Origin of the sequence: Kribbella jiaozuonensis (assembly GCF_005233875.1) — a bacterium.
Classification (GTDB): domain Bacteria; phylum Actinomycetota; class Actinomycetes; order Propionibacteriales; family Kribbellaceae; genus Kribbella; species Kribbella jiaozuonensis.
In genome coordinates, this window is the sequence record NZ_SZPZ01000003.1 from 253,156 (window position 1) to 276,465 (window position 23,310).

At 67.8% G+C, this 23,310-nt stretch carries 20 protein-coding genes; 9 read left to right on the top strand and 11 right to left on the bottom strand.

Translation table 11 applies throughout. The features are described 5' to 3' along the window. Window positions 1-49: 49 nt before the first annotated feature. Both FDA38_RS20860 and FDA38_RS20865 read right to left on the bottom strand, forming a co-directional pair. Window positions 50-712 (bottom strand): N-acetylmannosamine-6-phosphate 2-epimerase, encoded by a 663-nt coding sequence (locus FDA38_RS20860; protein ID WP_137255783.1) that lies wholly within the window; start codon window positions 710-712, stop codon window positions 50-52. Further along, window positions 709-1,590, bottom strand: coding sequence for an N-acetylglucosamine kinase (locus FDA38_RS20865; RefSeq protein ID WP_137255784.1), 882 nt, complete (start codon window positions 1,588-1,590; stop codon window positions 709-711). The genes FDA38_RS20860 and FDA38_RS20865 overlap by 4 nt, the downstream gene beginning before the upstream one ends. A 38-nt stretch (window positions 1,591-1,628) precedes the next feature. Here FDA38_RS20865 and FDA38_RS20870 point away from each other — a divergent pair, with 38 nt between their 5' ends. Next, window positions 1,629-2,714 (top strand): glycoside hydrolase family 172 protein, encoded by a 1,086-nt coding sequence (locus FDA38_RS20870; RefSeq protein WP_137255785.1) that lies wholly within the window; start codon window positions 1,629-1,631, stop codon window positions 2,712-2,714. On the opposite strand, the gene FDA38_RS20875 is transcribed toward FDA38_RS20870, so the two are convergent. Together FDA38_RS20875 and FDA38_RS20880 are read right to left on the bottom strand one after the other, a co-directional pair. Beyond that, complete coding sequence (locus tag FDA38_RS20875; protein WP_137255786.1) at window positions 2,711-4,138, bottom strand: gamma-aminobutyraldehyde dehydrogenase; 1,428 nt, start codon at window positions 4,136-4,138, stop codon at window positions 2,711-2,713. The two genes, FDA38_RS20870 and FDA38_RS20875, sit on opposite strands and share 4 nt — an antisense overlap. Before the next feature lie 8 nt (window positions 4,139-4,146). Then, window positions 4,147-5,751 carry an amidohydrolase gene (locus tag FDA38_RS20880; RefSeq protein WP_137255787.1) on the bottom strand — a complete coding sequence of 535 codons (1,605 nt, stop codon included), beginning with the start codon at window positions 5,749-5,751 and terminating at the stop codon, window positions 4,147-4,149. A gap of 151 nt (window positions 5,752-5,902) precedes the next feature. On the opposite strand from FDA38_RS20880, the gene FDA38_RS20885 reads away from it, so the two are divergent. Beyond that, a complete protein-coding gene (locus FDA38_RS20885; protein ID WP_137255788.1) occupies window positions 5,903-7,279 on the top strand; it encodes an aspartate aminotransferase family protein in 1,377 nt (458 codons plus the stop codon). A 767-nt stretch (window positions 7,280-8,046) separates the two neighbouring features. Then, on the top strand, window positions 8,047-8,904 hold the full coding sequence (locus FDA38_RS20890) for a hypothetical protein (protein ID WP_137255789.1): 858 nt from the start codon (window positions 8,047-8,049) through the stop codon (window positions 8,902-8,904). 357 nt (window positions 8,905-9,261) lie between these two features. Here FDA38_RS20890 and FDA38_RS20895 read toward each other — a convergent pair whose 3' ends face one another. From FDA38_RS20895 to FDA38_RS20915, 5 genes are read right to left on the bottom strand one after another with little or no spacing between them, the layout of a single operon-like run. Next, the gene (locus FDA38_RS20895; protein ID WP_137255790.1) at window positions 9,262-10,629 is read right to left on the bottom strand and encodes an NAD(P)/FAD-dependent oxidoreductase; all 1,368 of its coding nucleotides are present in this window, start codon (window positions 10,627-10,629) and stop codon (window positions 9,262-9,264) included. Beyond that, window positions 10,626-11,414, bottom strand: a complete 789-nt coding sequence (locus FDA38_RS20900) for an ABC transporter permease (RefSeq protein ID WP_137255791.1) — start codon at window positions 11,412-11,414, stop codon at window positions 10,626-10,628. The genes FDA38_RS20895 and FDA38_RS20900 overlap by 4 nt, the downstream gene beginning before the upstream one ends. Next, on the bottom strand, window positions 11,411-12,313 hold the full coding sequence (locus FDA38_RS20905) for an ABC transporter permease (RefSeq protein WP_137255792.1): 903 nt from the start codon (window positions 12,311-12,313) through the stop codon (window positions 11,411-11,413). Before FDA38_RS20905 ends, FDA38_RS20900 begins: the two co-directional genes overlap by 4 nt. Beyond that, the gene (locus FDA38_RS20910; RefSeq protein ID WP_137255793.1) at window positions 12,313-13,443 is read right to left on the bottom strand and encodes an ABC transporter ATP-binding protein; all 1,131 of its coding nucleotides are present in this window, start codon (window positions 13,441-13,443) and stop codon (window positions 12,313-12,315) included. The genes FDA38_RS20905 and FDA38_RS20910 overlap by 1 nt, the downstream gene beginning before the upstream one ends. Before the next feature lie 3 nt (window positions 13,444-13,446). Further along, window positions 13,447-14,637: a polyamine ABC transporter substrate-binding protein gene (locus FDA38_RS20915; protein WP_137255794.1), complete on the bottom strand. Its 1,191-nt coding sequence runs from the start codon at window positions 14,635-14,637 to the stop codon at window positions 13,447-13,449. A gap of 145 nt (window positions 14,638-14,782) precedes the next feature. Here FDA38_RS20915 and FDA38_RS20920 point away from each other — a divergent pair, with 145 nt between their 5' ends. Both FDA38_RS20920 and FDA38_RS20925 read left to right on the top strand, forming a co-directional pair. Continuing rightward, the gene (locus FDA38_RS20920) at window positions 14,783-15,265 is read left to right on the top strand and encodes an Lrp/AsnC family transcriptional regulator (protein ID WP_137255795.1); all 483 of its coding nucleotides are present in this window, start codon (window positions 14,783-14,785) and stop codon (window positions 15,263-15,265) included. Continuing rightward, entirely contained in the window at window positions 15,250-16,602 is a 1,353-nt protein-coding gene (locus FDA38_RS20925; RefSeq protein ID WP_137255796.1) for an NAD(P)/FAD-dependent oxidoreductase, read from the top strand. The genes FDA38_RS20920 and FDA38_RS20925 overlap by 16 nt, the downstream gene beginning before the upstream one ends. On the opposite strand, the gene FDA38_RS20930 is transcribed toward FDA38_RS20925, so the two are convergent. Next, window positions 16,588-17,223 carry a hypothetical protein gene (locus FDA38_RS20930; RefSeq protein WP_137255797.1) on the bottom strand — a complete coding sequence of 212 codons (636 nt, stop codon included), beginning with the start codon at window positions 17,221-17,223 and terminating at the stop codon, window positions 16,588-16,590. The genes FDA38_RS20925 and FDA38_RS20930 overlap by 15 nt on opposite strands. Before the next feature lie 54 nt (window positions 17,224-17,277). Continuing rightward, on the bottom strand, window positions 17,278-18,021 hold the full coding sequence (locus FDA38_RS20935) for a GntR family transcriptional regulator (RefSeq protein WP_137255798.1): 744 nt from the start codon (window positions 18,019-18,021) through the stop codon (window positions 17,278-17,280). Between the two features lie 133 nt (window positions 18,022-18,154). Here FDA38_RS20935 and FDA38_RS20940 point away from each other — a divergent pair, with 133 nt between their 5' ends. Genes FDA38_RS20940 through FDA38_RS20955 form a run of 4 tightly spaced genes read left to right on the top strand, consistent with a single transcriptional unit; the run spans window position 18,155 to window position 23,308 of the window. Continuing rightward, a complete protein-coding gene (locus FDA38_RS20940) occupies window positions 18,155-18,943 on the top strand; it encodes a TIGR03084 family metal-binding protein (RefSeq protein WP_137255799.1) in 789 nt (262 codons plus the stop codon). Next, entirely contained in the window at window positions 18,940-20,649 is a 1,710-nt protein-coding gene (locus tag FDA38_RS20945; protein ID WP_137255800.1) for an acyclic terpene utilization AtuA family protein, read from the top strand. Before FDA38_RS20940 ends, FDA38_RS20945 begins: the two co-directional genes overlap by 4 nt. Beyond that, window positions 20,646-21,758 carry an acyl-CoA dehydrogenase family protein gene (locus FDA38_RS20950; RefSeq protein WP_137255801.1) on the top strand — a complete coding sequence of 371 codons (1,113 nt, stop codon included), beginning with the start codon at window positions 20,646-20,648 and terminating at the stop codon, window positions 21,756-21,758. Before FDA38_RS20945 ends, FDA38_RS20950 begins: the two co-directional genes overlap by 4 nt. Further along, on the top strand, window positions 21,755-23,308 hold the full coding sequence (locus FDA38_RS20955; RefSeq protein WP_137255802.1) for an acyl-CoA carboxylase subunit beta: 1,554 nt from the start codon (window positions 21,755-21,757) through the stop codon (window positions 23,306-23,308). The genes FDA38_RS20950 and FDA38_RS20955 overlap by 4 nt, the downstream gene beginning before the upstream one ends. Window positions 23,309-23,310: the final 2 nt, after the last annotated feature.

Consider the following 23,310-nt stretch of genomic DNA (forward strand, 5'->3'; position numbering starts at 1 on the left):
ACACCGGAATTATCGAGGTCGTCTCAGCGGCGAGCATGATGACAAGTCTCTATCGGACCGCAAGGGCGCCCACGAGGCGGGCAGTGATGTCCCTCGGGTTCGTGATCGCGGTGCCGACCACGACGGCGTACGCCCCGGCATCGCGGACGCTCATGACATCTTCGGCCGTCCAGATCCTGCCTTCGGCGATGATCGGGCAGTCCAGCCGCGTCGCGAGTTGCCGGACCAGCTCGACGTCAGGTCCGGTCGGCGTACGCCCGTCGGTGTACCCGGACAGCGTCGTCGCGACGAAGTCGGCGCCTGCTTCCCGGGCCGCGAGACCGGCGTCGAGGCTGTCCACGTCGCCCATCACGGGTACGCCGAGCTCGTCGTGGATCCGCGTGATCTGTTCGTCCAAGCGCTCCGGCCGAGGTCGGAGGGTCGCGTCGAGCGCGACCAGGTCCGCACCTGCGGCGACGACACCGGCGGCCGACCCGTACGTCGGCGTGATGAAGACGCCGGCCGGATCGCCCAGCTTGTGCAGCCCGACGATCGGCAGGTCGGTCACCGCACGGATCGCGGCGATATCGTCCGGCCCGTTCGCCCGGATCGCGCCCGCGCCGCCGGCCTCCGCGGCCTGCGCCATCAGCGCCATCGCAGCGGGTCCGTGGATGGGATTCTCGGGGCCCGCCTGGCAGGACACGACGAGGCTGCCGCGGGCGAGAGTTCTCATCGCCGGTGCGTCACGATCAGGTCGGCGTACGTCCCGGCCGGTCCGGTGGCGAGCCGTTCGGCACCATCGAGCGAGTTGCCGGCCGCGGGCGTGAGGCGTGCGCGCGACGGAAGGGCATCCCGGACCGGGGCCAGCAGTTGTTCGCCGGCGCCCGCGAACAGACCGCCGACGCACGCGACCGGGACAGGTCCCTCGCCGGCCAGTTGAGCGACCGCGGCCTCGATCGTCTCGGCGATGTCCCCGGCTGCGCGTACGACGAGTTCGTGCGCGACCGGATCGCCCTCGGCCGCGCAACGCAGTACTTCGGGAGCGAACCGGGCGACGTCGTCGACCAGCGTCGAGGAGCGGTACAGCGTGACCGGATCGAGCGCGGTGTCGGCGAGCTTGGTGACCGGCCCGCGACCGTCGCGTGCACGCTGTACGGCGACCAGCCCGGCGCGCCCGATCGCGAACGCGCTGCCCGCGTCCCCGAACAGGTACCCGTGCCCGTCGAGCTTGCGCCAGGTGCCGTCACGGTCGACCGCGAGACAGACCAGTCCGGTGCCAGCAGCAACCACCACGCCGTACCCGTCAGGTAACGCTCCGGCGTGCGCGGTGACCATGTCCTGGGTCAGCCGGACCTCGTCGGCGTCCAGCAACTCGCCGACGTCGGCGGCGAAGGCTTCCGCGGATGCCTGCGGATATCCGGTGAGACCGAGAGCGACGAGCTCGACCGGACCGGTCACGTCCGCCGCGACCGCGGCGGTCCGGATCGCGTCGAGCATCCGGTGCAGAGCGTCCGGTCCGTGCGTGTAACCAGGTCCCTCACCGGTCCGGCCGGACGGAAGAACGCGGAGTCGAAGGGCGGACTGACCGCCGTCAATGGCAATGCGGGTCATGATGCGTGCAGGTTACTGCGCCCATAGAGTCGTGGCCTATGGGTGACTTCAACGGGCTCGACGTTCATCTCGGCAACGTGGCGCGACTCTCGTCCGCGCGGTCCTACTCGATCAGCGCGGAGAACCCGGACGGCGCGAAGGCCGGCGGCGCACGGGCGACCGAGGGGATCCTGTCCAAGCACGCGCGCGACCTCGGCCCGGGCTGGAAGATCCAGCCGTGCATCAACCTCGCCCCCGGGTCGACGACGACACTCGCAGAGATCGAGGGATCCGGCGCGATCACGCACCTCTGGATCACGGTCGACTCGAACACCTGGCGGTCGCTCGTCCTGCGGGCGTACTGGGACGACGAGGAGACGCCGTCGGTCGAGGTACCGCTGGGCGACTTCTTCTGCAACGGGTGGGGACGGCACTGCCAGATCAGCTCGGTGCCGATCGCGGTGAACCCGAAGGGCGGGTTCAACAGCTACTGGCAGATGCCGTTCCGCGCCGGGGCCCGGATCACGATCGAGAACCTGCTCGAGACCGAGATCGAGAACTTCTTCTACCAGGTCGACTTCCTCCGCACCGACGTACCGGACGACATGGCGTACTTCCACGCGCAGTTCCGTCGCAGCAACCCGGTCCCGTACGGCGAGGTGCACACGCTGCTCGACGGCGTCCGCGGGCAGGGGCAGTACGTCGGGACGTACCTCGCGTGGGGCTGCAACAACTCCGGGTGGTGGGGTGAGGGCGAGTTCAAGTTCTACCTCGACGGCGACGACGAGTACCCGACGATCTGCGGCACCGGCACCGAGGACTACTTCGGCGGCGCGTGGGCGTTCGAGCATCCGCAAGGGCAGTACGCGACGTTCACCACGCCGTACCTCGGGATGCCGCAGGTCATCGAGCCGAGCGGGTTCTCCGACAACCAGCAGCGCTTCGGGCTCTACCGCTGGCACATCCAGGACACGATCCGCTTCACCGAGGACCTACGGGTCACCGTCCAGGCGCTCGGCTGGCGGCGCGACGGCCGGTTCCTGCAACTCCAGGACGACCTGGCGTCGACGTCGTTCTGGTACCAGACCGAGCCGCACGCGCCGTTCCCGCAGCTACCCGGGAAGGACTACCTCGAGGTGATCTAGTCCTCGATGTTCGACATCACGTGCTTGATGCGGGTGTAGTCCTCGAGGCCGTACATGGACAGGTCCTTGCCGTGGCCGGAGTGCTTGAAGCCGCCGTGCGGCATCTCGGCGACGATCGGGATGTGCGTGTTGATCCACACGCAGCCGAAGTCGAGGCGGCGGCTCATTCGCATCGCGCGCGCATGGTCGCGGGTGAACACGGACGACGCCAGGCCGTACTCGACGCCGTTCGCCCACCGCAGCGCTTCGTCCTCGTCGGTGAAGCGCTGGACGGTGATGACCGGACCGAAGATCTCCTGCTGGATCGCGTCGTCGTTCTGCTGCAGGCCCGAAACGACGGTCGGCGCGTAGAAGTAGCCGCGCTCGCCGACAATGGCGCCACCGGTGCGGACGCTGGCGTGGTCGGGCAGATTGCGGACGAATCCGTCCACCCGGTGCAGCTGCGCCTCGCTGTTCAGCGCGCCGTACGTCGCCTGCTCGTCGTCCGGCGCACCGGTGCGGGTCTGGTTGGCCTGCTCGGTCAGCGCGTCGACGAAGTTGTCATGGATCCGCGGACCGGCCAGCACGCGGGTCGCCGCCGTACAGTCCTGGCCGGCGTTGAAGTACCCGGCGATCGCGATCGCCTCCGCCGCCTTGTCCAGGTCGGCGTCGTCGAAGACCACGACCGGCGCCTTGCCACCGAGCTCGAGATGGGTCCGCTTCAGCTTCCTCGCCGCCGACGACGCGACCTCCATCCCGGCCCGTACCGACCCGGTGATCGCGACCAGCTGCGGTACGTCGTGATCCACCAGCGCCCGGCCGGTGTCGCGATCGCCGCAGACGACGTTCAGCACGCCCGGCGGCAGGAACTCCTGCGCCACCTCGGCCAGCAGTACGGTCGACATCGGCGTCGTGTCGCTCGGTTTGAGTACGACGGTGTTCCCGGCCGCCAGCGCCGGCGCGATCTTCCAGACCGCCATCATCAACGGGTAGTTCCAGGGCGTGACCTGACCCACGACGCCGATCGGCTCCCGCCGTACCCACGACGTGTGCCCGGCCAGGTACTCACCTGCCGACCGGCCTTCGAGCAACCGCGCAGCGCCCGCGAAGAACCGCAGCTGGTCGACGCACGGCGGGATCTCGTCGGTCACCGTGACCGCCAGCGGCTTGCCCGTGTTCCGGCTCTCGACCGCGACGAACTCGTCCGCCCGCCGCTCCATCGCGTCCGCGATCCGCAGCAACGCCAGCTGCCGCTCGGCCGGCGTCGTGTCCCGCCAGCTCTCGAACGCCCGCGCCGCCGCGGTCATCGCCTGGTCGACGTCCTCCGGGCCCGACAACGGCGCCCGGGCGTACGCCGTACCGATGGCCGGCGCGATCACGTCGTACGTCGCGCCGCTCAGCGCACTCGTCGGCTTGCCGTCCACGATGTTGCTGATGGTGTCCATGACGGTTCCTATCTGGTCGATGCGTAGACACGCTCTCCTTGCACGTACGTCTCCCGAACCCGTGCCGCTGCGATCTCGTCGGGCGGTGCTCTGAACGGATCGCGGTCCAGCACCACCAGATCCGCGAGCGCACCCGTCTCGATCCGGCCGGTATCGTCCGCGTGGTTCACCCACGCGCTCCCGCGCGTGTACGCCGTGAGCGCGGTCGCGAGGTCGAGCGCCTGCTCGGGGAAGAACGGCTCGGCCGTGGACTCGTCGCGCCGGTTGACCGCGACGTGGATTGCCGCGAGCGGATCCGGGCTCGAGACCGGCCAGTCCGACCCGGCTGCGAGTCGCGCGCCTGACCCGGCCAGCGCGCCGAACGGGTACTGCGTTCTGGCGCGCTCAGGGCCGAGGTACGGGACGGTGAGGTCGACCATCTGCTGGTCGTACATCGCCCACAGCGCCTGGATGTTCGCGGTCACGTTCAGCTGGACGAAGCGGGCGATGTCGTCGGAGTGGACCACCTGCAGGTGCGCGAGGTGGTGGCGGCGGTCCGTGTCGCCGTTCTGCTGTCGGGCGTGCTCGAACGCATCGAGTGCTTCGCGGACCGCGCGGTCGCCGATCGCGTGGACGTGGACCTGGAACCCGGCCGCGTCGAGCCGGGTGATGTCGTCGCGCAGCTCGATCGGGTCGACGAACGACAGTCCGGTGTTCGTGGTGCGGCACCCGCAGCCGTCGAAGTACGGCTCGAGCATCCCGGCGGTGAAGTTCTCCGCGACGCCGTCCTGCATGATTTTCACCGTGCCGGCGCGGAACCGCCCGTGGTCTGCGGCTTTCCGCCGTACGACGAGGTCCGGGATCTGCTCGGCGCCGCGATCGCGCTGCCACCACAGCGCACCGTTGACGCGGGCGGTGAGACGGCCGGCCCGAGCGACTTCGAGGTACGCGTCCGTTGCGTCGGGCATGTTGGCGTAGTCGCCGAGGATCGCGTCCTGCCAGCCGGTGATGCCGAGCGAGTGCAGGTACGACTGGGCGTCTTCGAGGGCCGCGACGAGCTCTTCGTGGGTGGTCGGCGGGACGTGCCGGCTCACGAGGTCCATCGCGCCTTCGTGCAGGGTGCCGGTCGGTGCGCCGTCGGGTCCGCGTTCGATCCGGCCGTCGGGCGGGTCCGGCGTACTGCGGTCGATGCCGGCGAGTGTCAGCGCTTTCGAGTTGACCCAGGCGCCGTGGTGGTCGGCGTTCACCAGGAACGCGGGGCGGTCGCCGGTGACCGCGTCGAGATCGGCCGCCCGCGGCGCACCGCCGGGGAAGTCGGGCTGGTGCCAGCCGCCGCCGAGGATCCACGGGACGTCCGGGTGCTGGTCGACGTACCGCTGGACGACCTCCCGGTACGCCGGGAGTCCGTGCGCCGGCGCGAGATCGCACCGACCGCGCTCGAGCCCGCCCTGCACCGGATGCACATGCGCGTCGACGAACCCGGGCAGCAGCAGACCGCCGTCGAGATCGACGACCTCGGTCGTGCTCGCGCGGTCCCCGGCCGCGACGATCCGGCCGTCCCGGACCCCGACGTCCGTCCCCGGGCGGTACGACGTCCCGTCGAAGACCGCGCCGTTGACGAACAGGAGGTTCACGCAGCTCCCCTACGGATTCCGCAACGGATATGGGCATGCAGTGCTGACATCGACAGACTACCGGCTCTCCTGGCACGAAATCACTTGCTTGGACGCGATTTTCCGGGCACGATGTCGGCTACTGGCCAGCCTGGAGAAGAGGGGAAGCCCTATGCCGTCCGAAACCGACTTCGCCCACCTGCAGCAGTCGGCGCGCGACCACCTGTGGATGCACTTCACCCGGTTGTCGAGCTATCAGACCGGCGAAGTCCCGGTGATCGTGCGCGGCGACGGCGTCTACATCTACGACGCCCGCGGCAAGCGGTACCTGGACGGTCTCGCGGGTCTGTTCGTCAACCAGCTCGGCCACGGGCGGACGGAGCTCGCCGAGGCGGCGGCCAAGCAGGCGTCGGAGCTGGCGTTCTTCCCGCTCTGGTCGTACGCACATCCCAAGTCGATCGAGCTGGCCGAGCGGGTCGCGGCGTACGCACCCGGCGATCTGAACCGGGTGTTCTTCACCAGCGGCGGCGGCGAAGCGGTCGAGTCGGCGTGGAAGCTGGCCAAGCAGTACTTCAAGCTCACCGGCAAACCGGGCAAGCACAAGGTGATCAGCCGCGCGATCGCGTACCACGGTACGACGCAGGGGGCGCTGTCGATCACCGGACTGCCGGAGCTCAAGGAGCCGTTCGAGCCCCTCGTGCCGAGCACCTTCCGGGTGCCGAACACGAACATCTACCGCGCCCCGATCCACGGAGACGACCCGGTCGCGTTCGGCCGCTGGGCCGCCGACCAGATCGCGGTCGCGATCGAGAACGAAGGCGCGTCGACAGTCGCCGCCGTCTTCCTGGAACCGGTGCAGAACGCCGGTGGTTGCTTCCCGCCGCCACCGGGGTACTTCGAACGCGTCCGCGAGATCTGCGACGAGTACGACGTCCTGCTCGTCAGCGACGAGGTGATCTGCGCCTTCGGCCGGCTGGGCCACATGTTCGGAGCCGAGCGGTTCGGATACCAGCCGGACATCATCACCTGTGCGAAGGGCATCACGTCGGGCTACTCGCCGCTCGGCGCGATGATCACGACGGACCGGCTGATCGAGCCGTTCCTGCACGGAGACACCATGTTCGCCCATGGCTACACCTTCGGTGGCCATCCCGTATCAGCCGCGGTCGCCGTCGCCAACCTGGACATCTTCGAGCGCGAAGGCATCAACGAGCACGTCCGGAGCCGGGAGGGGGATTTCCGGGCGACACTCGAGAAGCTGCTCGACCTGCCCATGGTCGGCGACGTCCGCGGCGCGGGCTACTTCTACGGAATCGAACTCGTCAAGGACAAGACCACCAAGGAAACCTTCAACGACGAGGAGTCCGAACGCCTCCTCCGAGGCTTCCTCTCCAAAGCCCTCTTCGACGCCGGCCTCTACTGCCGAGCCGACGACCGCGGCGACCCCGTCATCCAACTCTCCCCACCCCTGATCTGCGACCAACCCCACTTCGACGAAATAGAATCCATCCTCAGATCCGTCCTCAAGGAAGCCGAATCCCAGCTGTAGGTCGAGCCCGCGAGGAAGGTAAGTCCAGCCCGCGCGTGCTACGCGGCGCTTCCTTCGTCGCTCCGCTCCTCAGCGCACCGCTCCACACACTCCCACCCACCCCCGGCTCATCGCCGTGCATCCCATCCGGCTATCGCCGGACCGTGCGCGCTCATCGCGCGGCGACTACTCAGCCGGCGTGCTGATTCGAACAACTCCACGCGAGGACCGCCCGTGCCGGTACTGGGGCGATTAAGCGTCCGGAGCCGATCCGAAGCTCGTCCGGGCCGTCTCGTGCCACGACACCGCGCCGAGCCAGGTCCCAGCCATGGTGACCTGCTGCTCGGCAGCTCCGCACCGGAGACTCACACCTGACACCATCAGGGCCCGCCGAACCGACCTGACGAAGTGGTCGATCAAAGCTCGCACATCCCGCACCGACACCGCGTAGCAGCACCCGACTGCGCAGCCTGCACGCCCCGAGCGCTGGCGCAAGCCCGCTTAACTGTCGGTCGTCCCCCGGCCGCGGTGTCGATGCAGGGCCAGGCGCTGCACCGGCAGATGGCGGCCAGGCGCGCCGTCATGCATCCGATGCTATCGACACAAATCACTGTCGTCATATTTCTACCAACAGACATACGACGCGTGAGAAAGTTTCATCGATTGCAGCCTGTAACGTTCCGCTTTGCGTACCGATAGCTTGGGCAGGGTCGGAACCTTTTTTGGGGGGAGTATGCGCGCACGCTCGCGCTCAATTCTTGCGGTGGTCGCCTCTGGGCGAGGCAATGATGTCAGATAAAAAGAAGGGCAAGCCGCGGAAGCGGTCGAAGCGGTTCGGAGTCGTCATCGTGCTGCTGACCAGCAGCGCTAGCTTCATTGCAGGGGCGGTGGTTGATCCAGTTCGCGACCGCTACCTGCCCGGACTCCTGGACCAGGTCGACGACAGGCGCGGCAACGGCGTGCTATTCGCCTCCCGGGAATGGCCGTACAACGGCTGTTCACCTGTTCCGATGGCTCCGGCCGGACAGGCTGGAGCACTCGCCAGTTACCGGAAAGGTCGTCCTGACACGACTTCGCTGTTTGCTGCCGGCGTCGGAGTCCCGTATCGGGAGGGCCAGATCGACCTTGTCCTGTCCAGCCGGACATCGGACACCTTGACGATCACGGACATCTCGGCGGATGTGCATCGCGCCGATCCGTCACAACCCTTGTGGGCGGTGACTGACGCATCTGGTGGCTGCGGAGACACACCCATCCGGCTGTTCGACCTCAATCTCGACAAGACGGTCGGGGTCGGGACCCGACGCCTCAAGGACCGCGGGGTCGAAAATCCCAATAAACAGACGCCAGAGCCAGAGGTGAATGCCAACCCGTTGGGTTCAGCATTCACAGTCTCGCAGGAAGATCCTGCAGAGGTCTTCATAAATGTCAATGCCTGCGACAACTACTTCGAATTCAGCATCGTCATCACATATGCCGTCAACGGAGCCAGTCACACGGAGACCATCCGGCCCGAGGACGGGGATTACAAGGTCGTCGGCGGAAAGGCTACGAACTACTTCTTGGCGAACCTTGGCGATCCAGGTCCTGATTCACCACCGCCGTTGGAGCCTGCTGATCCGAGCATGTTCGGTAAGTGCACGTAGCAGTCACCGATGGTCCAAGGCTGCGGTGTGAGTTGGGTCTGAGGCTACAAGTCGCTGCCGCTCGCGGACCAGGCGTGGTCGCCTGAGCGCGTCGCAGCCGGTCAGCTTGCTAGGAGCGGTCGGCGGGGTAATCGACGCGCGATAAGCGCGCACGGCGGGCGGCAGCCCGCTGACTGCGGCGGCAGCCGCCGCGCCCGGCGATAGCCGGAAGGGATGCACCGCGATGAGCGGGGGGTGGGTGGGTGCGCGCGGAGCGGGTGCGCTGAGGAGCGGAGCGACGAAGGAAGCACCTGCGTAGCGCGCGGGGGCCTTCCCTTCCCCACCTACCGTGCGCGGGGGGCTCTTCCCCCGGAGTACCTAGAAGTCGAAGCCCAGGCCCATCGCGTCCAGGGTGCGGAGCCAGAGGTTTCGGTGGCCGGCGTGTTTGTCGGCTTGGTGCATGGACCAGCGGGTGAGGCGGATGCCGGCGGTGCGGAGGGGTTCGGGTGGGAAGGGGAGGGGGCGGTCGCGGACCATTTGCAGGTGGGTGCGGTCGGTTGATTCGCCGTACAGGAGGTCGAGGATGACGTCGGCGCCGAAGCGGGTGGCGGCTACGCCGAGGCCCGTGTAGCCGAGGGCGTAGGCCGTGTGGCCGGCGTGGGCGGTGCCGTAGAAAGCGCAGAAGCGAGTGCTGGTGTCGATGACGCCGCCCCACCGGTGGGTGAAATGGAGGCCCTCCAATTGAGGGAAGGTCTGGAAGAAGTGGCGGGCCAGCATCGTGTGGATGGAGTTTCGTTGCTCCAGGCCTGGGTCGATGCGGCTCCCGAAGTAGTACAGCGGCAGGTAGCCGCCCCACAGGATGCGGTTGTCCCGGGTGAGGCGGTAGTAGTGGAAGAGGTTGGACGCATCGCCGACCCCCTGCCGACCACGCCAGCCGACGGATGCCAGTTGGGCGTGGGACAACGGCTCGGTGACCAGCACCAGGTCGTAGACGGGGACCGTGTAGAGGCGCAATCGACGCAGCAGCGAGGGAAACGCGTTCGTCGCCAGCGCAATCCGGTCGGCACGGACCGATCCCGTTGCCGTGTGCAACGAGCGCGAGTGCAAGCGCGTGACGGCACTGTGTTCGTGGATGCGTACACCGTGGTCGAGGCAGGCCTGACGCAATCCCCAGGCCAGTCGGGCGGGCTCGACCAGAGAAGTGCGGGACGGGTCGAACAGAGCGCCCAGGTAGGTAGGGGAATGGATCTCCGCGCGCGCCGCGTCCTGGTCGAGCAGCCGTGCGTCGGGACGATCGGCGGCCTCGGCTGCGAGTTCCTCGAGATGGTGAGGTTCGGTGGCAACCGTGAGTTCGCCGGTGAGTTGCCAATCGCAGTCGATCCGGTACCGCCTGATGGTCTCGCCGAGGGCACGATGGTTCTCGAGCCCGAGACGTTCGAGTTCCTCGATCTCGGACGGCCACCGAGCCACCCCGTTCGCATACCCGTGCGTCAGGCTCGCGTCGCAGAAACCACCGTTCCGCCCGCTCGCGGCCGAGCCGCAGACATCGCCTTCCAGCAGTACGACGTCCAGCGACGGATACCGCTCCTTCGCGCGCAACGCCGTCCACAGGCCGGTGTAACCGCCGCCGACCACGGCCAGGTCGGCCGTGGTCGGACCGAGCAGTGCGGGCAGCGGCTCCGGTGCCGACTTGTCCTCGAGCCAGAAGACTCGCGGTTCGGCCCCGGCAAGCGCTGCCAGTTTCATCGGGTACGCCGGCGTCGCGCCAGCTCACCCCCCAGGACGAGGACGAGCGCCAGCAGGAACATCGCCGTACCGACGACGTTGATCTGCGGCGGGATGTCGCGCTGCGCCGATCCCCAGACGAACATCGGGAACGTCACCGTCGTACCCGCGTTCAGGTTCGTGATGATGAAGTCGTCGAACGACAACGAGAAGCTCAGCAGCGCCGCGGCCAGGATGCCCGGGAACACCAGCGGGAACGTGACCCGCCAGAACGTCTGCCACTCGTTCGCATACAGGTCCATCGCCGCCTGTTCCAGCCGTGAATCCATGCCGGTCAGCCGCGCCTTCACGGTCACGACCACGAACGACAGGCAGAACATCACGTGCGCGATCAGCACCGTCCAGAACCCGAGCCGGCCGCCGAACCCGCTCGACACGAACAGGGCGAGCAGCGACGAGCCGAGCACGATCTCCGGCGAGGCCATCGGCAGGAAGATGAACTGGTTCGCGCCGGCGCGGCCGCGGAAGCGGTGCCGCACCATCGCGAACGCCATCAACGTTCCCAGCGCCGTCGCGATCACCGTCGCCAGCAACCCGATCCGCAGCGAGGTCGACACCGCGTCGCACAACCCGTACGGACGGCACGGGTGCTGCCAGTTCTGCCAGGTGAACCCGTCGAACGTGTACGACAGCTTGCTCTTCGGCGCGTTGAACGACATCAGCATCACGACGACGATCGGCGCGAACAGATAGAGCAGAACGAGCAACGCGACGAAGACGACCAATCGCTGCCTGATCCACCTCATACCAGGTCCTCCGTCCCCGCCCGCCAGACGTACAGGAGGACCAGCACCACGATCGCCGCCATCAACGTCACCGACAACGCGGCCGCGGTCGGATACGCGCCGGCGGAGAAGAGCCGTTGGATGTCGTTCCCGATCATCCGCTGCTTCGGCGTACCCAGGAGCTGCGCATTGATGTAGTCGCCCGCCGCCGGGATGAAGGTCAGCAGCGTCCCCGCCACCACACCCGGCATCGACAGCGGCAAGGTCACCGTCCGGAACGTCGTGAACGGATTGGCGAACAGGTCACCGCCCGCCTCGATCAATCGTGGATCGATGCGCTCGAGCGAGGCGTACAGCGGCAGCACCATGAACGGCAGGAAGTTGTACGTCAGCCCGGTCACCACCGCGGTCGTTGTCGCCAGCAACCGTCCGTCCGGGCCGAGGATGTGCAGCCACTTCAACGCGTCGACGACGAACCCGTTGTCCGACAGCAGCAGCTTCCACGACAGCGTACGGATCAGGAAGCTGGTGAAGAACGGCGCGATCACCAGCGCGAGCATCAGGTTCTTCCACCGGCCGGCCTTCATCGCGATCGCGTACGCCAGCGGATACCCGAGCAGCAGGCAGAACACCGTCGTCAGCAGCGAGTACCACAACGACCGTCCGAATGGCCGCGCGTAGTCGGCCATCGTGTCGACGAAGTTCTGGAAGTGCCAGGTCATCTTGAACCCGGACTCGATCGACCCGTTCGGATCGTACAAACTTGCCGCCAGCAACGAAACGAGCGGTACGACGAAGAACAGCAGCAACCACAGCCCGCCCGGCAACAGCAACAGGTACCCGGTGAACCGCCGGCCGGACCGTTCCACCTTCGCCGGCGGTGCCGCCGCGGCTGCCCCGAGCTGGCCGACCGCGCTCATCAGGCGCCATCCGGATCATCGATGTCCCCGACCCCGGCCCGGGCGTCCTGTTCCGCATCCAGCACGAACGTGTGCATCGGCAACCAATGCAGATCAACGGTCTCACCGACCCCGAACGTCCCCCGCGCACCGGTGTTCTGCTCGAAGATCGTCAGCTCCTGATCCCACGGCAGCTTCACCAGGTACTGCGTACTCACGCCGACGTAACTCACATCCGTCACGACCGCGCCGCGCAACTGGTTCGACCCGTTGCTCTGCTCGGTCCCGGCCGCGGCGATGAACACCTTCTCCGGACGGATCCCCATCCAGACATCGCCCTCGGTGACCCGGCACCGCGGCAGCGGCACGGTCACCTTGCGACCGTGGACGTCGACGGTCAGGTCGTCCTCGGACTGTCCGATGATCGAGGCCCGGATCAGGTTCGACTGGCCGAGGAAGTTCGCCACGAACGTCGTCGCGGGCAGGTCGTACAGCTCGGCCGGGGAACCCATCTGCTCGATCACGCCGCCGTTCATCACCGCGATGGTGTCGGCCATCGTCATGGCCTCTTCCTGGTCGTGGGTGACGTGGACGAACGTGATGCCGACCTCGGTCTGGATCCGTTTCAGCTCCAGCTGCATCTGCCGCCGCAGCTTCAGGTCGAGCGCGCCGAGCGGCTCGTCCAGCAACAGCACCTGCGGCCGGTTGATCAGCGCGCGGGCCAGCGCGACCCGCTGCTGCTGCCCGCCGGACAGCTGCGACGGCCGCCGCTTGCCGTACGTCGAGAGCTCGACCAGGCTGAGCATCTCCTCGACCTTCGGCTTGAAGTCCTTGACCCCGCGCCGCTTCAGCCCGAACGCGACGTTCTCGAAGATGTCGAGGTGCGGGAACAGCGCGTAGTTCTGGAAGACCGTGTTGACCGGGCGCTTGTACGGGCGCAGGCCGGTGATCTCCTGCTCGCCGAGGCGGATGCTGCCGGCGGTCGGCTCCTCCAGACCGGCGATCATCCGCAGCGTCGTCGTCTTGCCGCACCCGGACGGGCCGAGCAGCGCGAAGAACGAGCCGGACGGGACCGTCAGGTCGAGGTTGTCGACCGCTCGGTGTCCACTGAACTGCTTGCTGATTCCGTGGAGAACTAGGTCACTGGTCATCTATCAGCCCCCGATCGCGAGGTTGAAGTCGGTTTCGTAGAGGGCTGCCTTGGCTGTGTCGAGCGGCATGAACGACGCCGTCTTCGCCAGCGTGGCCTGGTCGGGGAAGATCAGCGGGTCGTCGACCACATCCGGATCGACGGTCTCCATCGCCTTCTTCGCACCCGTCACGGGGCAGATGTAGTTGACCCAGTCGGCCAGCGTGGCGGCGACCTCGGGTTCGTAGTAGTAGTTCATCAACGCCTCGGCGTTGGTCTTGTGGGTCGCCTTGTTCGGAATCAGCATGTTGTCCGACCACAACATCAGGCCCTCTTCCGGCACCACGAACTTGATGTCGGGGTTGTCGGCCTGCATCGCGATCACGTCACCGGACCAGGCCTCGCAGGCGGCGATGTTGCCGGCGTTCAGGTCCTGGACGTAGTCGTTGCCGGTGAACCGGCGGACCTGCCCGGAGCCGACGTACTCCTGCAGTTTGTCCAGCGCCTTGCTCCACTCGGCGTCGTTGAACTTCCCCGGGTCGGCGCCGACCAGCTTGAGCATGAACGACATCGTGTCCGGCATCTCCGAGAGCAGGGTGACCCGGCCCTTCAGATCGCCGCGGGTGAGCAGGTCGGTGAAGCTGCCGACCTCCTGGGTGACCTTCGCGTTGTACGCGATCCCGGTCAGTCCGCTCTGCCACGGCACGCTGTAGTCGCGGTTCGGGTCCCAGGCCGGTGCCTTGAGCTGTTTGAGCAACTGCTTGTCGACGTTCGGGATCTTGCTGTGGTCGAGCTTCTGGATCCAGCCCAGCCCGACCATCCGGGCCGCCATCCAGTCGGTCAGTACGAAGATGTCCCGGCCACAGGACTGGCAGCTGCCGAGCTGGTCGCGGACCTTGGCGTAGAACTCGGCGTTGTCGTTGACGTCGGCGGTGTAGGTGACCGTGATCCCGGACTGCTTCTGGAAGTCCTCCAGCGTCGGCAGGACGGTCTTGCCGTTCACCTTCTCGTCGGACTCGTCCATGTAGCTCGGCCAGTTGGAGAAGTTCAGCGTCTTCTGCGACGACGAAAGGTCTGTGCTGACGCAACTGCCCGCGCTCTGCCGAGCCGGCGGGATCCCGCAGCCCGCCAGCACCCCTCCGACCCCGAGCGCGGACAGCGACATCCCCTTCAGGACCGCGCGACGCCCCACGACGCGCTGTTGCCGAGGACTCATGGAACCCCCTAGGAACCGTCTGTCGCGGGCGATACTGTCAAACCTTGGCGATCTGAACAAGGGATTCCGAAGCTAAACGGTCATCTCGCAACGAATTCCGCTTCCGCAGCTTGCTGACGCCCCAGCCGGGTGAAAAGATCCTGAGGTGGCAGTGCGAACGGGAAACCCCGACAAGAACCAGACCCTGCTGGACGACACCGCGAAGGCGATCATCGAGCAGTTGCAGCTCGACGGACGGCGTTCGTACGCCGCGATCGGCAAGGCTGTCGGCCTGTCCGAGGCCGCGGTCCGGCAGCGGGTGCAACGGCTGACCGAGGCCGGGGTGATGCAGGTTGTCGCGGTCACCGATCCGCTCGAGCTCGGGTTCGACCGGCAGGCGATGATCGGGATCAAGGCCGAGGGCGCGCTCGAGCCGATCGCCGACGAGCTGGCCAAGATGGACGAGGTCGAGTACGTCGTGGTGACGGCCGGCTCGTTCGACATCCTGGCCGAGGTGCTGTGCGAGAGCGACGAACACCTGCTGCAGGTGCTGTCCGAGCGGGTCCGGGCGATCGAGGGCGTGAAGGCGACCGAGACGTTCGTCTACCTGAAGCTGGTGAAACAGACCTATTCGTGGGGTGTCCGCTGAACCTCTGGTCGGCTCCCGATCCGCTCCCGGAGCGTCCTGGGCTCGCGGGCGACCGGCAGGCCGACGTGGTGATCGTCGGCGCCGGGTACACCGGGCTGTGGACGGCCTATTACCTGGCGAAAGCGGATCCGTCGCTGCGCATCGTCGTACTGGAGGCCCAGATCGCCGGATTCGGGGCATCCGGGCGCAACGGCGGGTGGTGCTCGGCGCTGTTCCCGGTCTCGTCGAAGCGGTTGGCTGCGTTGCCGGGGTCGAGCCGGGAGGCGGCGATCGAGCTGCACCGGGCGATGCAGGCAAGCGTGAACGAGGTCGGCCTCGTGAGCGCGGCCGAGGGGATCGATTGCGACTACCACAAGGGCGGGACCGTCGTACTGGCGCGGACCCCGGTGCAGCTGGCACGGGCGCGGGCCGAGGTGGACGCGGCAGCCGAGTGGGGACCGGGAGACCTTCAGTTCCTGACACCGGACGAAGTCGCGGCCAAGGTCCGGGCGACAAAGGTGCTGGGCGCAACGTTCACACCGCACTGCGCCGCGATCCATCCGGGGAAGCTGGCGCGCGGGCTGGCTGCGGTGGTCGAGCGGCTCGGGGTCACGATCCACGAGCAGACGCCGGTGACCCGGATCCTGCCCGGGCGAGCGGTGACGCCGTACGGCGTGGTGCGCGCGGAGGTCGTCGTCCGGGCGACCGAGGGGTTCACGCCCGGACTGGCCGGGCAGGAGCGGGCCGTCGCGCCGGTGTATTCGTTGATGGTGGCAACGGAGCCGTTGAGTGCCGAGGTGTGGGACCGGATCGGGCTGGCGGACCGGCCGACGTTCAGTGATCAGCGGCATCTGATCATCTACGGACAGCGGACCGCTGACGGGCGGCTGGCGTTCGGCGGGCGCGGGGCGCCGTACCACTTCCGGTCGCGGATCGAGCCCGGGTTCGACGACGTACCGCGGGTGTTCAAGGGGTTGCAGAAGACGCTGCGGGACCTGTTCGACATCTCGCCGGAGTTCACGCATGCGTGGGGCGGGCCGTTGGGTGTGCCGCGGGACTGGTGCGCGTCGGTCGGGCTGGAGCGCGGCGTCGCCTGGGCGGGTGGGTACGTCGGGGACGGCGTGAGTACGACGAACCTCGCGGGGCGCACGTTGCGCGACCTGATCCTCGAGCGCGACACCGCGTTGACGCGCCTGCCGTGGGTCGGGCACCGGTCGCGGGCGTGGGAGCCGGAGCCGTTGCGCTGGCTGGGGATCAACGCGGGATTGCGGGCGATGACGCTCGCGGACGTCGAGGAGCGGGTGACGCGACGGGAGAGCGTGATCGCGCGGTTGATGGCTCCGCTACTTGGCGGCTGAGACCGGCACGCGGCCGGCCTCCATCAGCGGTACGCCGGTGAGCTGGATGCTGGGCTGGACCCAGTCGTTGAGGATCGGGTCCTCGGTGGCGAGGTGGCCGGAGAGCTCGGTCTGGCTGAGTTCGAAGACGTGCGCGGGGTTGCCGGTGAGGTCGACGACGGTCTGCATCAGCCGGCCGACCTGCTCCTCCCAGAGCACGTCGACGAACTCGTGCCGGTCCGGGCGGATCAGCAGCAGATCGACGTCGCTGTCCAGATCACCGTCGCCACGCGCGATCGCGCCGTACACGCCGGCGTGCACCGGCGGGATCCGCCAGCCGCTGATCTCGTCGGCGAGCCGGCTGACCAACGTACTGCGGAGGTCCGCGAGCTGCTCGACGATCGCCGCGACGAGGTGCTTGCGATTGAGGCGATAGAGCAACGAATTGCCGAGATCGTCGACGTGTACGAGCCCGGTCGCGGCCAGCCGTTGCAGCACGAGCCGCACGCCCCCGACGCTTCCGGACTCGGCCAGCTTGTGGATCTGGCGCCCGGACAGGCCTTCCTCGGCCCGCGCCAGGACCAGCAGCACCGGGCCGTCGAGGGACGGCACCACTGTGCTGATCGGGCTCTTCAGATCCATAACCCGTCTCACCCTAGTGATCACCCCGACAGGTCAAGTAATCACCGTGACGCGTCAGAGACCCTTGGCGTTGGCGCGAGGGCTCGGGGTGGCGGTACGGAGCTCGGTGGTGAAGGCGTAGCGGTCGCCGCGGTAGACGGCCGAGGTGTACTCGAAGACGCGGTCGCGGCCGTCGAAGCTGATGCCGTGCAGGGCGAGGCACGGCTGCGTGGTCGGGATGTCGAGCCAGCCGGCCGTCTTCGCGTCGGGCATGACCGGCTCGAGTCGCGACGTACCGCTGGCGACGTCGATGCCGTAGCGGCTGGTGAGCAGGTCGTAGAGGGAGCCACTGAGGTCGTCGGCCCGCAGACCGGGTACGTACGCCGCGGGCAGCGTGGTGCGCTCGACCACCATCGGGTGGTCGTCGGCGAGCCGCAGCCGGGTGAACGCGATGATCGGATCACCCACCGGGATCCGCAGACGCCGGGCCGCGGCCCGCTCGGCCCGCTGGTGCCGGAACTCGAGCATCGTGCTGCCCGGCCGCATCCCGCGCCGGCGGATGTCCTCGGAGAACCCGATCATCCCGAGCCATCGCGCCACCTTCGGCCGGGACGTATACGTGCCACTCCCGTGCCGCCGTACCAGCAACTCCTCGATCACCAACTCGTCCACGGCTCGTCGCAGAGTCATCCGCGCGACGTTCCACCGCACCGCCAACTCCCGCTCAGGCGGCAGCGCGGCTCCCTCCGGCAACGTGTCGATCAGGCTCAGCAACAACGCCCGGATCTCAGCGGCCTTCCCCGGCAACGAACCATGCATGGGTCCTGGGTAACACCTGACTAGACCTCTTCGACACCCTTTCGATCACCACCGAAGCAAAAACAAGCACGCTTGATTCTTTCTGGTGGGCGTGGGACGCTCGGCGCACGGTCTCCTGGTGAGGGAGTGCAGCGTGCAACTGGATGTCGTACTGGCTGATTTGTGGGCCGAGAGTGCGGAGCTGGATCGGTTGGTCGGTGGGCTGGCGGCGGACGAGTGGTCCACGCCGACGCCGGCCGAGGGGTGGACGGTCGCGCATCAGATCGCGCACCTCGCCTGGACCGACGAGGCCGCGCACCTGGCCGCGACCGATCCGGAGGGCTTCAAGGCCTCGTTGCGTACGGCGGCCGCCAGCCCCACGACGTACGTCGACGATGGCGCGGCCGAGACCGCGGCGCTGCCGCCGGAGCAACTGCTGCCGTACTGGCGGGAGACTCGCGCGGACGTCGCCGAGGCGCTGAAGAAGGTGCCGGCCGGCGAGAAGGTGCTTTGGTACGGCCCGCCGATGAGCCCGACCTCGATGGCGACCGCGCGGCTGATGGAGACCTGGGCGCACGGCCAGGACGTGTTCGACGGACTCGGCGTACGTCGACTGCCGAGCAACCGGCTGCGCCACGTCGCGCATCTGGCGGTGCGCACGCGGGACTTCGCGTACCTGCTCAACGACCGCACGCCGCCGAGCGAGCAGTTCCGCGTCGAGCTGACCGGGCCGGATGGCGATGCATGGTCGTGGGGACCCGAGGACGCTGAACAGCGGGTGAGTGCGCCGGCGCTGGACTTCTGCCTGCTGGCGACGCAACGACGGCACCGCGATGACCTCGCCGTGGAGGCCGAGGGGGCGCAGGCCGAGGAGTGGCTGGCGATCATCCAGGCGTTCGCCGGGTTGCCTGGGAAGGGCCGGCGGCCGGGGCAGTTCGCATGACCGAACCGATCCGCATCGGGAACGCGTCCGGGTTCTACGGAGACCGGTTCAGCGCGGTACACGAGATGCTGACCGGTGGACCGCTGGACGTGCTGACCGGCGATTACCTGGCTGAGTTGACGATGCTCATCCTCGGTCGCGATCGGCTGAAGGATCCGTCGCTCGGCTACGCGCGGACGTTTCTCAAGCAGCTCGAGACAGGGCTGGGCGAGGCGCTGGATCGGGGCGTGAAGATCGTCAGCAATGCGGGTGGACTCAACCCGGCCGGGCTGGCGAAGGCGATCGCGGAGCTTGCGGACAAGCTGGGTTTGCAGCCGAAGATCGCGTACGTCGAGGGCGACGACCTTCTCCCCAGGGCCGAAGAGCTGGGGTTGGGGCAGCCCTTGACCACCAATGCCTACCTGGGTGCTTGGGGGATCGCCGAGGCGTTGCAGGCTGGTGCGGACGTCGTGGTGACGGGGCGGGTCACCGATGCGTCGGTGATCGTCGGGCCGGCGGCGGCGCATCACGGCTGGAAGCGAACGCAGTACGACGAACTTGCCGGCGCGGTCGTCGCGGGACATGTGATCGAGTGCGGCTGCCAGGCGACCGGTGGGAACTACGCGTTCTTCAGCGAGATCCGCGACTTCGGGCGGCCGGGGTTTCCGATCGCGGAGATTGACGCGGACGGCAGCAGCGTGATCACCAAGCACGACAACACCGGCGGCGCGGTCACGATCGACACGGTCAAGGCGCAGCTGCTGTACGAGATCACCGGCGCCCGGTACGCCGGTCCGGACGTCACGACCCGCCTCGACACGATCGAGCTTTCCGCGGACGGCCGCGACCGCATCAGGATCTCCGGCGTCCAGGGCGAGGCACCGCCGCCGACGTACAAGGTCTCGCTGAACAGCGTCGGCGGGTTCCGCAACGAGGTCGACTTCGTGCTCACCGGGCTGCAGCTGGAGCAGAAGGCCGAGCTGGTCCAGCGACAGCTCGAGCAGGCGCTGCCGAAGCGGCCGGCCGAGCTGAAGTGGTCACTGGCCTGGACCGAGAAGCCGAACGCCGAGTCCGAGGAGGAGGCGAGCGTCTTCCTGCGCTGCGCGGTGAAGGACCCGGATCCGAAGGTCGTCGGCCGGGCGTTCAGCAGCGCCGCGGTCGAGCTGGCGCTGGCGAGCTACCCCGGCTTCCACGTCACCGCGCCGCCCGGCGACGGTTCGCCGTACGGCGTGTTCCGGGCCGGGTACGTCGACATCCACGAGGTGGAGCATGTAGTCGTACTCCCCGACGGCACCCGCACGGTGATCGAGCCGGCCGCCGAGACCGAACCGCTGGCTCCCGTCGACGACATCGAGGAGCCGATGCCGCTGCTCCAGCTGTCGAGCGGGCCGCCGCGGACACGAGAGGTCCCGCTCGGCCGCATCGCCGGCGCGCGTTCCGGCGACAAGGGCGGCGACGCGAACGTCGGCGTGTGGGTGCGCGACGAGAAGGCGTGGCGCTGGCTCGCGCACACGCTCACGGTCGACCTCTTCAAGCAACTCTTGCCCGAGACGCAGCCGCTGACTGTGACTCGCTATCTTCTCCCCAACCTGTGGGCGGTGAACTTCGTCGTCGAGGGACTGCTGGGCGAGGGTGTTGCGGCGCAGGCCCGGTTCGACCCGCAGGCGAAGGCGGTCGGCGAGTGGTTGCGGTCCCGGTATGTCGACGTACCAGAGGTCCTGCTGTGAACGACTACCGAGACTCCGTGCGGCACTTCATGGACGCCGAGGTGCTGCCTCAGCTCGACCAGTGGGAACGGGACGGCGAGCTGCCGCGGGAGCTGCACAAGAAGGCGGGCGCAATCGGCCTGCTCGGCGTCGGCTTCCCGGAGTCGGTCGGTGGCGGCGGGGGATCATTGCTTGACGCAATCGATGTGGTCGAGGAGATGCATTACGCGGGTGGGTCCGGTGGGTTGGTCGCCTCGCTTCTCACCTGCGGGATCGCGCTTCCGCATATCGTTGCTGCTGGCAACGAGCAGCAGATCGAGCGGTGGGTTCGTCCCACGTTGAGCGGTGAGTTGATCGGGGCGCTGGCGATCACGGAGCCGGGTGGCGGGTCGGATGTGGCGTCTCTACGGACGACGGCTCGGCGCGAAGGTGATGTGTTCGTGGTGAATGGCGCGAAGACGTTCATCACGTCGGGGTGTCGGGCGGATTTTGTGACGACAGCCGTCCGGACCGGTGGTCCGGGTGCGCACGGGATCAGTCTGTTGGTGATCGAGCGCGGGTTCGAGGTGTCGCGGAAGCTGGAGAAGATGGGATGGCTGTGCTCGGACACAACTGAGCTGTCGTTCGCCGATGTTCGTGTGCCGGTCGAGAATCTGGTCGGGGCCGAGGGCTCGGGGTTCGTGCAGCTTGCGGTGAACTTCGTGGCTGAGCGGCTGACGCTGGCTGTGCAGGCGTATGCGGGTGCTCAGCGGGCGCTTGATCTGGCGGTGGCCTGGTGCCGGGACCGGGAGACGTTCGGCAGGCCGTTGATTTCGCGGCAGACCGTGCAGCACACGCTGACCGAGATGGCTCGGCGGATCTCGGTCGCGCGGGTTTATGTGCGTGACGTGGCGCGGCGTGCGGATGCGGGCGAGGACGTCATCGCCGAGACCTGTTTCGCGAAGAACACCGCGGTCGAAGCCGGGCAGTGGGTCTGCGATCAGGCGCTGCAGTTGCACGGCGGTCTCGGCTACATGCGGGAGGCCGAGGTCGAACGCCAGTACCGCGACCAGAAGATCCTCGCGATCGGCGGCGGCACCACGGAGATCCTGACGGGCCTGGCATCGAAGAGACTGGGGTTCACCGCATGAGTAACCGCGAGGCGATGCTGGAGAAGCTCGTCGCCCTCGACGCCGAACACGCGAAGGCACTGGCCGGCGGTGGCGAGAAGTACGTCGACCGCCACCACAAGCGCGGCAAACTGCTCGCCCGGGAGCGGATCGAGCTGCTGCTCGACCCCGACTCGTACTTCCTCGAGCTGTCCCCGCTGGCCGGCTGGGGTTCGGACTTCACCGTCGGCGCGAGCCTGGTGACCGGGATCGGCGTCGTCGAGGGTGTCGAGTGCCTGATCACCGCGAACGACCCGACCGTCAAGGGCGGCGCGAGCAACCCGTGGACGCTGAAGAAGGCCCTGCGGTCGGACGAGATCGCACGGGCGAACCGGCTGCCGGTGATCAGCCTGGTCGAGTCCGGTGGCGCGGACCTGCCGACGCAGAAGGAGATCTTCATCCCCGGCGGCGCGATGTTCCGCAACCTGACCCGGCTGTCCGCCGAGGGGATCCCGACGATCGCGCTGGTGTTCGGCAACTCGACCGCGGGCGGTGCGTACATCCCCGGCATGAGCGATTACGTGGTGATGGTCGACGGCGGCGCGAAGGTGTTCCTGGCCGGGCCGCCGTTGGTGAAGATGGCGACCGGTGAGGACGCGGACGACGAGTCGCTCGGCGGCGCGTCGATGCACGCGCGACAGTCCGGGCTTGCGGATTACTTCGCCGTCGACGAGCAGGACGCGATCCGGCTCGGGCGGCAGATCGTGTCCCGGCTGAACTGGCGCAAGCAGGGTCCGGCGCCCAAGCCGTCGTACGACGAACCGCTGCTCGACTCCGACGACCTGCTGGACATCGTGCCGGATGACCTGAAGATCCCGTTCGACCCGCGGGACGTGATTGCTCGCGTCGTGGACGGATCGGTGTTCGACGAGTTCAAGCCGCTGTACGGGTCGTCGCTGGCGACCGGGTGGGCGTCGGTGCACGGGTACCCGGTCGGCATCCTCGCGAATGCGCGCGGCGTGCTGTTCAGCGAGGAGTCGCAGAAGGCCGCGCAGTTCATCCAGCTGGCGAACCGCGCGAACACGCCGCTGATCTTCCTGCACAACACCACCGGCTACATGGTCGGGCAGGAGTACGAGCAGGGCGGGATCATCAAGCACGGCGCGCAGATGATCAACGCGGTCTCGAACTCGAAGGTCCCGCATATCTCGATCCTGATGGGCGCGTCGTACGGCGCCGGGCACTACGGGATGTGTGGGCGGGCGTTCGATCCACGGTTCCTGTTCGCCTGGCCGTCGGCGAAGTCGGCGGTGATGGGGCCGCAGCAGCTGGCCGGCGTACTGTCGATCGTCGCGCGGGCCGCCGCGGAGGCGAAAGGGCAGCCGTACGACGAGAAGGCCGACGCGCAGATGCGGGCGTACGTTGAGGGGCAGATCGAGGCGGAATCGCTGCCGATGTTCCTCTCCGGCCGGTTGTACGACGACGGCGTGATCGACCCGCGCGATACCAGAACGGTGCTCGGCATCTGCCTGTCCGCCATCCACTCAGCCCCGGTCGAAGGCACCTCGTCCTTCGGCGTCTTCCGGATGTGAGG

Excerpts from the sequence above, each read along its gene's own strand:
- FDA38_RS20860 (WP_137255783.1), bottom strand. The coding sequence starts at position 712 with ATGAGAACTCTCGCCCGCGGCAGCCTCGTCGTGTCCTGCCAGGCGGGC.
- FDA38_RS20865 (WP_137255784.1), bottom strand. The coding sequence starts at position 1,590 with ATGACCCGCATTGCCATTGACGGCGGTCAGTCCGCCCTTCGACTCCGC.
- FDA38_RS20870 (WP_137255785.1), top strand. The coding sequence starts at position 1,629 with ATGGGTGACTTCAACGGGCTCGACGTTCATCTCGGCAACGTGGCGCGA.
- FDA38_RS20875 (WP_137255786.1), bottom strand. The coding sequence starts at position 4,138 with ATGGACACCATCAGCAACATCGTGGACGGCAAGCCGACGAGTGCGCTG.
- FDA38_RS20885 (WP_137255788.1), top strand. The coding sequence starts at position 5,903 with ATGCCGTCCGAAACCGACTTCGCCCACCTGCAGCAGTCGGCGCGCGAC.
- FDA38_RS20890 (WP_137255789.1), top strand. The coding sequence starts at position 8,047 with ATGTCAGATAAAAAGAAGGGCAAGCCGCGGAAGCGGTCGAAGCGGTTC.
- FDA38_RS20895 (WP_137255790.1), bottom strand. The coding sequence starts at position 10,629 with ATGAAACTGGCAGCGCTTGCCGGGGCCGAACCGCGAGTCTTCTGGCTC.
- FDA38_RS20900 (WP_137255791.1), bottom strand. The coding sequence starts at position 11,414 with ATGAGGTGGATCAGGCAGCGATTGGTCGTCTTCGTCGCGTTGCTCGTT.
- FDA38_RS20905 (WP_137255792.1), bottom strand. The coding sequence starts at position 12,313 with ATGAGCGCGGTCGGCCAGCTCGGGGCAGCCGCGGCGGCACCGCCGGCG.
- FDA38_RS20910 (WP_137255793.1), bottom strand. The coding sequence starts at position 13,443 with ATGACCAGTGACCTAGTTCTCCACGGAATCAGCAAGCAGTTCAGTGGA.
- FDA38_RS20915 (WP_137255794.1), bottom strand. The coding sequence starts at position 14,637 with ATGAGTCCTCGGCAACAGCGCGTCGTGGGGCGTCGCGCGGTCCTGAAG.
- FDA38_RS20930 (WP_137255797.1), bottom strand. The coding sequence starts at position 17,223 with ATGGATCTGAAGAGCCCGATCAGCACAGTGGTGCCGTCCCTCGACGGC.
- FDA38_RS20935 (WP_137255798.1), bottom strand. The coding sequence starts at position 18,021 with ATGCATGGTTCGTTGCCGGGGAAGGCCGCTGAGATCCGGGCGTTGTTG.
- FDA38_RS20945 (WP_137255800.1), top strand. The coding sequence starts at position 18,940 with ATGACCGAACCGATCCGCATCGGGAACGCGTCCGGGTTCTACGGAGAC.
- FDA38_RS20955 (WP_137255802.1), top strand. The coding sequence starts at position 21,755 with ATGAGTAACCGCGAGGCGATGCTGGAGAAGCTCGTCGCCCTCGACGCC.